The sequence below is a fragment of the Aquabacterium sp. CECT 9606 genome, assembly GCF_918741295.1.
Classification (GTDB): Bacteria; Pseudomonadota; Gammaproteobacteria; order Burkholderiales; family Burkholderiaceae_C; genus Aquabacterium.
Genome location: NZ_CAKKNB010000007.1, coordinates 44710 through 54230, shown reverse-complemented (window position 1 = coordinate 54230; position 9521 = coordinate 44710). Strand labels below are relative to the sequence as shown.

Here is a 9521-nt window from a genome sequence, read left to right as displayed (position 1 = left end):
TTCTTTTCATCTATCCGTGAGTATTCGGATTCAATCTCTTGCGAGATCTTCACCAACGACTTTTTATCGCCGCTTGGCTTTTCTCATCCAAACACCCACGCTTATCGGCTGTTAATTTTTAAAGAGCTTGATCACTTGGGGCTTTAAGCCGCCTCGGTAACCGCTTTGCTTGTTTGCTTTGCGTCACCAGCGAAGAATGCAATTATGTCATGGATTTGAAGGAGTGCGCAAGTCCTTTGCAAAAAGTTTTCAAAAAGATTGGGGAGGCACACTAGAGGCTGACTTTGAAAGGACGCTTGTGCTGCCCCGTTTGTATGTTGGCCCAGGGCTGGGCTTGTGTGAAGGTGCTGAGATGGCGCTGCCCGATGGGGCTGCTCGGCATGTGCAGGTGTTGCGGCTACAGCCAGGTGACCCGGTGCTTCTGTTTGATGGAAGCGGTGGCGAGTGGTCGGCGTCCGTGGGCGCCATGGGGCGCCGCGAGGTGCGCGTGACTGTGGGGACTTTTGTGGCGGTGAGCCGGGAGCTGGGTGCTGACATCACCCTGGCTTTGGGCATGCCCACGAATGAGCGCATGGACACGGTGGTTGAGAAAGCCACGGAATTGGGGGTCAGCGCGATACAACCTCTTATATGTGAGCGATCGGTATTGCGGCTGGACGGAGAGCGTGCGCTGAAGAAGGTGGCGCACTGGCAAGGGGTGGCCATCGCCGCGTGTGAACAGTCGGGTCGGACGCGAGTCCCGGTGGTGCGGCCGGTGATGGGGTTGAAGGCCTGGCTGGCGCAGGAGGCCGCCGATGAGGCCAATTCAGCCACCAAGCCCGCTGTCAGGCGCGGGGTCTTGAGCCTGAGAGACGCGCAGTGGGTGGGCGACTGGCTTCAGGCGGGGACAGGGCAGCAGGCCGATCCCACAGGGACATCACCAAGGTCGTGGGCCTTCTTGAGCGGTCCCGAGGGCGGCTTGAGCGAAGCAGAGGAACAGCTCGCACGCGACCAGGGGTGGGCGCCAGTCAGCCTGGGTTCACGGGTGCTGCGGGCCGACACCGCCCCGCTGACCGTGATGAGCTTGATGGCTTTGCACCATCCATCACCACGCCAGGGTTGAAACAGAGGGAGGGGTCAGGCCTTGTCGGGCGCCCTGTCCTTGTTGGAGCCGGCGACGAGGTCGAAGCGGAACAGACGGCATTCGATGGGGCCGTTGAAGAGCACGACACGGCGGCTTTCCTTGAAGCGCATGGCGCTGGGCAGCTTCATGTCGGGACTGAGGATCCAGGCGGTCCAACCGGCGTAGTGGCGCTTCCAGTGCGCGGCCAGGCGTTGAAAGAAGTCGTCGGCCTCGCTGGCGTCGAATTGTTCACGGCCAGAGCGTGCGGCCACAGGTTCGTCGTTGACTTGTGGCCGACGGCCACCCTGGCCGGTGCCTTTGGGGTCGATGCGCTCACCATAAGGCGGATTGAACATCAGCAAGCCTGATTCGACCGGCGCGGGGCGCTGCAAAGCGTCGCCGGTTTTGAATTCGATGGCGTGCAGCACGCCTGCGCGCTCGGCGTTGCGGGTGGCGAAGTCGGTCATGCGGAAGGAGACGTCGCCGGCGTAGATGGCCACTTGGGGTGGGCGTCGACGGTCCAAGGCAGCCTGGTGCAAGGCGCGCCAGTGCGCCTCATGGGGGACGAAGGGCAGCAGGTTCTCGAAAGCGAAGCTGCGCAGCAAACCCGGGGCGATGTCGCAGGTGATTTGCGCGGCTTCGATGGGGATGGTACCGGCGCCGCAACACGGGTCCAGCAAGGGGCCATCTTCGGGGCGGCCTTGCCAGCCGGCGGCGGCAAGCATGGCGGCGGCCAGGGTTTCCTTCAGCGGGGCTTCGCCGACGTCTTCGCGCCAGCCGCGCTTGAAGAGCGCTTCGCCTGAGGTGTCGACGTAGAGGAAGGCCTGCGTTTCGTCCAGGTGCAGGACCAGGCCCAGATCAGGTCGGAAAGTGTCGACGCTGGGGCGCTCGCCGGTGGCGTCTCGCAGGACGTCGCAGACGGCGTCTTTGACGCGCAGGGCCGGGAAGTTGAGGCTGCGCAGGGGGCTGTTGCGGGCGGTGACGTCCACGCGCAGGGTGTGCTGCGGGGTGATCCAGTCGGTCCAGTCGATTTGCCGCGCGATGCCGTAGAGATCATCTTCGTGGCGGTAGAAGTTGACGGCCACGCGCCATAGGACGCGCTGGGCCAATCGGCTTTCCAGGTTGAGCCTGAAAGTGCAGTCAACGAGCTTGGCCGGTGTGTCGGCCTGGACTTCGACGCCACCGCGCACGGATTGCACCTCCGCATCGGCGCCGAGGATGCGCTTGGCTTCGTCAGCCAGCAGGGTTTCGACGCCGGTGGCGCAGGGCATGAAGAGCGCCTGAACGCGGGCGGGGCTCACCGGGGGGATGAATTTTTTGGCGGGTGCGTTGCCGCGGGGGCCGGAGGCGGGAGACGCAGGGCCGCGCGGGCCCGTTTGGGCGGAACGGCCAGGAGCGGCAATGCGACGCGGAGGAGGCTTGGGAGTCGTCACGGTGCAGACTGAAAAGGGGCAGGCAGCTCAGCTGCGGAGGACGGCCAGGACGTCTGAGCGGAATTCTCGCTGATAGAGCACCCACAGAACCGCCAAGGTGCCGATGGCAAAAGCGGCGGGTGAGACGAACCAGCCGATGACGGCAAAGGCCATGTAATAGGCGCGCAGGCCGTCGGCGAAGCTTTCGGCGGCCATGCCCATGAGGCGGCCGGCGCGGTCGGCAAACTCCTGGCGGTTGGCGGCGCCCGAGTCGAAGTGCTCGACGTTGGGCGCGGCGCCCACCAGAATGGCGCCGAAGGAATAGACGCGCATCGACCAGGTAAAACGGAAGAAGGCGTAGACGAAGACAGCCAGCAGGGACAGGATCTTCAGGTCGAAGATGAGCATGGTGGTGCGGGCTGCGAAGGGCAGATCCTTGACCAGGTCGCTGGCTTTCTCGCTGGTGCCGAGCACAGCCAGCAGACCACCCAGCACGAGGATGGTGGTCGAGGCCCAGAAGGAGGGGCTGGTGGACAGGTTCTGCACGACGGCGGCATCGACGATGCGCTGGTCGCGGTAGGTGACCTGGTGCATCCACAGATTGCGGAAGTGATTGGTGCTGGCCAGCAAGGTGTGTTCGGACTTGGAGCGCCATTTGGCGAAGAGCGCGTAACCGATCCAGCCAAAGAGGAAGAGTGCCGCTGCCGCCCAATCCGCCAGCGGCAGGGTGGCCAGCACGGTGTCCAGGCGGGGCAGCATCAGAGGGCCTTGCGCAAGTTGGCCGGGGCGATCTTGAGGGCTTCGCGGTACTTGGCCACGGTGCGGCGAGCGACCTGGATGCCTTGCTCTTCCAACATGCTGCTGAGTTGGCTGTCAGACAAGGGCTTCTTGGCGTCCTCGGCCACCACCAACTGCTTGATGAGCGCACGCACCGCTGTGCTGGACGCGTTGCCGCCGGCCTCGGTGTTCAGGGATGAGCCGAAGAAATACTTCAGCTCAAACGTGCCGAAGGGCGTCGACATGTACTTGGCCGTGGTGACGCGCGAGATGGTGGACTCGTGCAGGCCGAGTTCGTCGGCGATCTCGCGCAGCACCAGGGGCTTCATGGCGATCTCGCCATGCGTGAAAAAATTCTTCTGCCGATCAACGATGGCTTGCGAGACACGCAGGATGGTATCGAAGCGCTGCTGGATGTTCTTGACGAACCAGCGGGCTTCTTGCAGGCGCGAGCTCATGGCCACGTGGCCTTCGGAGGCGGTGGTGCCGCGTGGCGAACGGCTTTGGCGCAAGGCCTGCGCATAGAGATCGTTGATGCGCAGCTTGGGCATCACATCCTGGTTGAGCACGACCTTCCAGTTGCGGCCGGACTTCTGCACGATCACGTCGGGCACGATGATGTTGGCTTCGGCGCGCGTGAAAGGGCGGCCGGGCTTGGGTTCAAGGCTGACGATGAGGGTCTGCGCTTCTTTCAGCACGGTTTCGTCGACGCCAAGGGCGCTCACCAGCTTCTTGGTGTCGCGGCGGGCCAGCAGGTCGAGGTGACTCTTGCAGATGGCGATGGCTGTGGCCTGCGCTTCACAAACGGGCAGCACGCGCAGTTGCAGGATCAGGCACTCGGACAGGTTGGCCGCGCCAACACCGATGGGGTCGAGGTTCTGCAGCCAGCTCAGGCCGCAGCGCAGGCGGGACATGACCTCGTCGCGGTCGTCCTCGTCGGCGTCTTCATCGAGCAGGGAGTCGGCGATGTCTTCGAGCGAATCGGCCAGGTAGCCGTCGTCGTTCAGTGATTCGATCAACATCTCGACGGCGGCCATGTCGGCGCCGCTCAGGCGGGTGCCGCGCAGTTGCTGACGCAGGTGCTCTTGAAGGCTGATGGCGATGCTGTTGCGCTCGAGGGGGTCGAAGTCGTCTTCGTCATTGTTGCGGTTGGGCGTTTCGCGGATGCCGTCGAAGTCTTCGCGCTCGGTGCCGTTTTCCCAATCGTCGCGCTCGGTGGTGCCGAGTTCGGCGGTGTCCAGGCCAGCGGCGGCATCGGGCTCGGAAGATTCGGGACCGTCCTTGTGGGCGGCTTCGTTGTCAGCGGCGGTGCTGTCATTGCGCTGGCGCTCGAACTCCATGCCGGCGGCCACATCCAGGGCGGGGAGTTCTTCTTCGGGCTCCAGGAAGGGATTCTGTTCGAGCATCTGCTCGATTTCCTGGTGCAGCTCGAGCGTGGACAACTGCAGCAGGCGGATGGACTGCTGCAACTGCGGTGTGAGCGCGAGGTGCTGCGAGAGGCGGAACTGCAGAGAGGGCTTCATGACGGCTCAGCGCTCACATGCGGAAATGCTCGCCAAGGTAGACCTTGCGCACCTCGGCGTTGTTGATGATTTCGGCGGGGCGGCCTTCGGCCAGCACGCGGCCTTCGCTGATGATGTAGGCGCGGTCGCAAATGCCCAAGGTTTCGCGCACGTTGTGGTCGGTGATGAGCACACCGATGCCGCGCCCCTTGAGGAAGCTGATGATGCGCTGGATCTCGATCACCGCGATGGGATCGACGCCGGCAAAGGGCTCGTCAAGCAGGATGAAGCGGGGCTGGGTGGCCAGGGCGCGCGCGATTTCAACGCGGCGGCGCTCGCCGCCCGACAGCGACAAAGCGGGGTTGCTGCGCAGGCGCTCGATGCTCAGATCGCGCAGCAAGGTGTTCAGGCGCGCGTCGATCTCCTTGCCGCTCAGGGCCTTGCCACGGGCGTCACGCTGCAACTCGAGCACGGCGCGAATGTTGTCCTCGACGTTGAGCTTGCGGAAGATGGATGCCTCTTGCGGCAGGTAGCTCAGGCCGCGGCTGGAGCGTTCGTGGATAGGCAGGCGCTCGACGCGTTGGCCGTCGATTTCGATGACACCGGCATCGGCGCGCACCAGGCCCACGATCATGTAGAAACTGGTGGTTTTGCCTGCGCCATTGGGCCCCAACAAACCAACCACCTCACCAGCCTCGACCGCCACGTGAACATCATGAACCACGGTGCGGGCGCCGTAGCGCTTTTTGAGCCCTTCGGCCCGCAGTCGGCTGGTGGTGTCCACCAATGTCGGCTGGAAGTCAGTGCTCATCGGCGCGCACTTTCCAACTCTGATGGAGACAAGGTTGAGCTGGGTGAGAGGGAGGCGCCCTTGTCGCGGCCAGCGTCTGGCGTGGATTTGGCGGGTGCAGAGGCCGCCGGGCGAGGCGCGATCACGCCGCGCACGCGTCCGCTGGACATGGCCGAACCGGCGCCGCCCACCACCTGGAACACCTCGGTGCGGTTGTCGTACACGATGGTCTGGCCCACGACCTCGTCGGCCAAAGTGGAACCGCGCAAGCGCCGCATGATGGCACGACCGGTGAAGCGCACCGTGTCAGAGGCCCCGTCGTATTCAACGCGGTCGCCTTCGCCCTCGATGAACTCGTCCAGGCCTTCGCGTTTCTGGCGGAAATAGGCCCGGCCATTGGTGCCAGCCCCGCGCGCATTGGCGGTTTGCGTTCCGTCGGCGTTTTGCCGGACCTCAACCCGGGCCGCGCGGAACACCATGGAGCCCTTGGTGATCTCAACGTTGCCGGTGAGGACGTTGATGCGCTGGGTGTCATCCACCCGGGCACTGTCGGCTGAGAAGTTCAGGGGTTGGTCACGGTCGGCCTTTTCAGCCCGCGCAGGCACCGCCAGGACGGCCACCCCCAGCAGGGCTGCGGCGACCGTGGGCGCAACCCGCCCGGCCACTTGGGCCAGACGGTGCAGAACGAGGAGGGGCACTGTGGAAAACGATGACATATTCGGCATGGAAATTGCATTCATTCTAGCCGCGAAGCCCACGCTTCGGGCAAAGAATGACGTGATTTCCGCACCGTGCCGTCGGCTTTTAAGCCAACGGCGACCACCGGAGCAAGCGCTTACTTGGGCTTGCGGACCCGAGCGATCAGGTAATCGGCCACTGCCAAGGTTTTCTCGGGTGTGGCATTGAGCGACACCGAGGTGGTGTATTGGCCGGCGATGCCCAGGGTGGGGACACCATCCAGCTTGTACGCCTCCATCAGGCCACGCGCCTGACGGCCCTTGGTCTGAACGGCGAACGAGTTGTACATGGCCAGGAATTTAACCGGGTCCACGCCGTTCTTGGTGACGAAGGCCGCGATGGCTTCCGGATTGTCCAGCTTTTGCTGCTCGACGTGAAGGGCATGGAAGACCTTGGCGTGCAGCACGGGAATCAGGCCCAGGGCCTCAATGGCGAAATACAGCTGCTGGTGCGCGACGAAAGGCACTTCGCGGAACACGACCGGCATGCGGCGGAAGACCACATCGGGCGGCAGTTTGGCGGCCCAGGCGGCCAGGTAGGGCTCGAAATGGTGGCAATGGGGGCAACCGTACCAGAAGAATTCGACCACCTCGATTTTGCCAGCGGGGGCAGACACCGGGGCGTTCTGGGACAACTTGATGAAGTTGGTGCCCTCAATGGGGGCGGCAGCCTGCGCCTGGGCGCTGGTCCACACGCCAGGGGCCAAGGTCAATCCAGCAACGCCCAAGGCTTGGGACGAAAACTCGCGGCGGTTCATGAAACTTCCTTTCGGTGATGCCTGTCGTTGTTCTTCAGGGACGCGGTCATTCATTTCTGCACGCGCACCAGGGCCGAATCCACGCCATTGGCCGAGAGTTTGACGCGCACGTCCTCGGCTTGCTCGCGCAGGCCAAACGGACCGATGCGAACGCGGTACATGATGCGGCCACTGACTTCGCGCTCGACGATGCGGGCTTCCAGGTCCATCAAAGCCAGCTTGCCTCTTTGCTGCTCTGCTTCGGTCTGGTTGGCGTAGGCACCGGCTTGCACGTAGTAACTCAACGAGTCAGGAGCCGAAGCGGTGGACAGGGGTTCACCAGAAAGAATGGCCGCCGGGTTGCGCGCACTGGAAGCGGCCTTGGCCGGCGCAGAGGGCTTGGAAGGTGCGGGCGCAGGCGTGGCCGGATCGGTGGTGATGGGATGACCACCCGACGCTGGCACGGCGGGCTCGGACGCGGCGGATGCGGCCTCGTCCACCACAGGCTGAGGCACGGCATGCGGCTTGGCGGGGTTTTTGCCGTACAAGCCGCTGTTGGGATCCCAGTTCTTGTTGTGCTCGGCCTCGGCGGCATCTTGCTCGGCCGTGCGCTGAGGAACCTTGTCGATGAAGGGCAAGGGTACTTTGGTGATGTACACCGCCACGCCCAGGGACATGGCCAGGCCGATCAACAGACCGACGATCATGCCGAGGAAGAAGCCTCCGCGCTGCGATTTCATGTGCATTGTCCTTGGCAGGAGTTACATCTTTTCAGGAGCACTGACCCCAAGCAGGGCCAGACCATTGCGCAAGACCTGGGCAGTGGCCGACAGCAGGGCCATGCGGGCTCGGCTGAGTTCGACCTCGTCGACCAGGAAACGTTCCGCCGCATAGTAGCTGTGGAATGCGCCCGCCAGGTCGCGCAGGTAAAACGCCACATCGTGCGGCGCCAGCCCTTGGGCCGCGAGCGTGAGCATGCCGGGGTATTCGGCCAGCTTCGTCATCAAGGTCAGCTCGGTGTCGGCCTTGAGCAGGCTGAAGTCGGCCTTCGACAGGGCGGACAGGTCGCCCCCCTTGTCGGCCGCCCAATCGCGCAGCACCTTGCTCATGCGGGCATGGGCGTATTGGACGTAAAACACTGGGTTTTCGTCGTTGGTCTTGAGGGCCAGGTCGACGTCGAAGACGAATTCGGTGTCGGCCTTGCGGCTGATCAGGAAGAAGCGCACGGCGTCCTTGCTGGTCCACTCGATCAGGTCGCGCAGGGTGACGTAGCTGCCTGCGCGTTTGGAGATCTTGACCTCTTCACCGCCCTTGAGCACGGTGACCATCTTGTGCAGCACGTAGTCGGGCCAGCCTTGCGGGATGCCCACGCCAGCGGCTTGCAAGCCGGCGCGCACGCGGGCGATGGTGCCGTGGTGGTCGGAGCCCTGGATGTTGACGACCTGCTGGAAGCCGCGCTCCCATTTGGCGATGTGGTACGCCACGTCGGGCACGAAGTAGGTATAGCCACCGTCGGACTTGCGCATGACGCGGTCCTTGTCGTCGCCGTAATCCGTGCTGCGCAGCCAGAGGGCGCCGCCCTCTTCGAATGTTTTGCCGGCATCGACGAGCTTCTTGACTGTTTGCTCGACCCGGCCGCTGGTGTAAAGGCTGGATTCAAGGTAGTAGTTGTCGAAGCGGACGCCGAAGGCCTTCAGGTCCAAGTCTTGTTCGTGGCGCAGGTAGGCGACGGCGAACTGGCGGATGCTGTCGAGGTCATTGATGTCGCCAGACGCGGTGAATTCACGGTCGTCGGCCTTGACGGTTTTCTTGGCCAGGAAATCGGCGGCAATGTCGGCGATGTAGTCGCCGTTGTAGGCGGATTCGGGCCACTCGGCGTCACCGGGCTTGAGGCCCTTGAGGCGCGCCTGGGTGGAGGCGGTGAGCGTGGCGATCTGCACGCCCGCGTCGTTGTAATAGAACTCGCGGGTGACGGACACGCCTTGCGTGGCGAAGAGGTTGCACAGGGCATCGCCCAGCGCGCCCTGGCGGCCATGGCCAACGTGCAGCGGGCCAGTGGGGTTGGCCGAGACGAACTCGACCAGCACCTTGCGGTCGGTCAGGGGCTGGCAGCCGAACTGGTCGCCCTCGGCCAGCACCTCGGCCACGACGGCCTGCTTGGCCTCGGGCTTGAGGCGCAGATTGATGAAGCCAGGGCCCGCGATCTCCATGCTGGCCACCCACTGCTGAACGGCAGGCTGCCGCTGCAGCGCCTCGATCAGGGCTTGGGCCAGCTCCCGGGGGTTCTTCTTGAGAGGCTTGGCCAGTTGCATGGCCGCCGTGCAGGCCAGGTCGCCATGCGAGGCTTGCTTGGGCGCTTCGAAGACGGGGATGTAACTGCTATCGGGGACAACATGGCCCAGGGCTTCACCCAGGGCGGAAAGTAGGGCACGCTTGGCTTGAATCATGGCCGGGATTCTACGGG

At 64.0% G+C, this 9521-nt stretch carries 9 protein-coding genes; 1 reads left to right on the top strand and 8 read right to left on the bottom strand.

Features of this window, described 5'->3' with window-relative positions:
• Positions 1-298 precede the first annotated feature (298 nt).
• On the top strand, positions 299-1102 hold the full coding sequence (locus LQ232_RS23150) for a 16S rRNA (uracil(1498)-N(3))-methyltransferase (protein WP_256450115.1): 804 nt from the start codon (positions 299-301) through the stop codon (positions 1100-1102).
• A 14-nt stretch (positions 1103-1116) separates the two neighbouring features.
• On the opposite strand, the gene LQ232_RS23145 is transcribed toward LQ232_RS23150, so the two are convergent.
• The 8 genes from LQ232_RS23145 to argS form a co-directional block, all read right to left on the bottom strand.
• The gene (locus LQ232_RS23145) at positions 1117-2373 is read right to left on the bottom strand and encodes a class I SAM-dependent RNA methyltransferase (RefSeq protein ID WP_230182768.1); all 1257 of its coding nucleotides are present in this window, start codon (positions 2371-2373) and stop codon (positions 1117-1119) included.
• Positions 2374-2562: 189 nt separating this feature from the next.
• Positions 2563-3273: a DUF599 domain-containing protein gene (locus LQ232_RS23140; protein WP_230182767.1), complete on the bottom strand. Its 711-nt coding sequence runs from the start codon at positions 3271-3273 to the stop codon at positions 2563-2565.
• Positions 3273-4814, bottom strand: coding sequence for an RNA polymerase factor sigma-54 (locus LQ232_RS23135; RefSeq protein ID WP_230182766.1), 1542 nt, complete (start codon positions 4812-4814; stop codon positions 3273-3275). Before LQ232_RS23135 ends, LQ232_RS23140 begins: the two co-directional genes overlap by 1 nt.
• 13 nt (positions 4815-4827) lie before the next feature.
• Positions 4828-5604, bottom strand: a complete 777-nt coding sequence (gene lptB, locus LQ232_RS23130; RefSeq protein WP_230182765.1) for an LPS export ABC transporter ATP-binding protein — start codon at positions 5602-5604, stop codon at positions 4828-4830.
• Entirely contained in the window at positions 5601-6308 is a 708-nt protein-coding gene (gene lptA, locus LQ232_RS23125; protein ID WP_230182764.1) for a lipopolysaccharide transport periplasmic protein LptA, read from the bottom strand. The genes lptB and lptA overlap by 4 nt, the downstream gene beginning before the upstream one ends.
• Before the next feature lie 110 nt (positions 6309-6418).
• Positions 6419-7078: a thiol:disulfide interchange protein DsbA/DsbL gene (locus LQ232_RS23120; RefSeq protein WP_230182763.1), complete on the bottom strand. Its 660-nt coding sequence runs from the start codon at positions 7076-7078 to the stop codon at positions 6419-6421.
• Between the two features lie 50 nt (positions 7079-7128).
• Positions 7129-7797 carry an SPOR domain-containing protein gene (locus tag LQ232_RS23115; RefSeq protein ID WP_230182762.1) on the bottom strand — a complete coding sequence of 223 codons (669 nt, stop codon included), beginning with the start codon at positions 7795-7797 and terminating at the stop codon, positions 7129-7131.
• Positions 7798-7818: 21 nt separating this feature from the next.
• Positions 7819-9504: an arginine--tRNA ligase gene (gene argS, locus LQ232_RS23110; RefSeq protein WP_230182761.1), complete on the bottom strand. Its 1686-nt coding sequence runs from the start codon at positions 9502-9504 to the stop codon at positions 7819-7821.
• Between the last annotated feature and the right edge of the window lie 17 nt (positions 9505-9521).

Coding starts and splice junctions, on each gene's coding strand:
- LQ232_RS23145 (WP_230182768.1), bottom strand. CDS start 2,373: ATGCCCTGCGCCACCGGCGTCGAAACCCTGCTGGCTGACGAAGCCAAG.
- LQ232_RS23115 (WP_230182762.1), bottom strand. CDS start 7,797: ATGAAATCGCAGCGCGGAGGCTTCTTCCTCGGCATGATCGTCGGTCTG.
- LQ232_RS23140 (WP_230182767.1), bottom strand. CDS start 3,273: ATGCTGCCCCGCCTGGACACCGTGCTGGCCACCCTGCCGCTGGCGGAT.
- LQ232_RS23120 (WP_230182763.1), bottom strand. CDS start 7,078: ATGAACCGCCGCGAGTTTTCGTCCCAAGCCTTGGGCGTTGCTGGATTG.
- lptB (WP_230182765.1), bottom strand. CDS start 5,604: ATGAGCACTGACTTCCAGCCGACATTGGTGGACACCACCAGCCGACTG.
- lptA (WP_230182764.1), bottom strand. CDS start 6,308: ATGCCGAATATGTCATCGTTTTCCACAGTGCCCCTCCTCGTTCTGCAC.
- LQ232_RS23135 (WP_230182766.1), bottom strand. CDS start 4,814: ATGAAGCCCTCTCTGCAGTTCCGCCTCTCGCAGCACCTCGCGCTCACA.
- argS (WP_230182761.1), bottom strand. CDS start 9,504: ATGATTCAAGCCAAGCGTGCCCTACTTTCCGCCCTGGGTGAAGCCCTG.